This is a genomic window from Mesorhizobium delmotii, assembly GCF_900149755.1.
GTDB classification, from domain to species: domain Bacteria; phylum Pseudomonadota; class Alphaproteobacteria; order Rhizobiales; family Rhizobiaceae; genus Mesorhizobium; species Mesorhizobium delmotii.
Genome location: NZ_FUIG01000102.1, coordinates 1 through 393, shown reverse-complemented (window position 1 = coordinate 393; position 393 = coordinate 1). Strand labels below are relative to the sequence as shown.

The 393-nt window shown below is 57.3% G+C and carries 1 pseudogene; it reads right to left on the bottom strand.

The window, feature by feature from the left end:
• Window positions 1-186 precede the first annotated feature (186 nt).
• Window positions 187-393: pseudogene (locus BQ8482_RS38855) on the bottom strand (winged helix-turn-helix domain-containing tetratricopeptide repeat protein); the annotation flags it as partial.

Below are 393 nucleotides of genomic sequence, written 5' to 3'. Positions count from 1 at the left end.
TATGGACAGTCATCATTCCGCGAATGCCGGCTTAGGGTGTGTAGGCCCGTCAGGAGCGTCGCACCACTGCAACGGTATTGAAGCGCCATCTGCAGACATTCCTGATTGCTTGGGTGAACGACCGCAAGTGGTGAGAAGGCGCTCGTTCAAGCCCTGGGCACCGGGACCAGACTACGCACTATCGCTTCATTCCGGTAGCCCGGCTTTTAGCAACGCTGTGCCAAGTGCTTTCATCAACGAGCGACGAAACAAGTCCATCCGTACGAATCCGCTGACGGTAAAACCTGGAGCGATTTCCAGCAGCTGCCGCGCCGCCGCGCGCGCTGCTGCAAGGTTACCGAGATTGACATGGCTGGCCGCCAAATATGCATGGGATAGTGTCCTGAAGGTTCT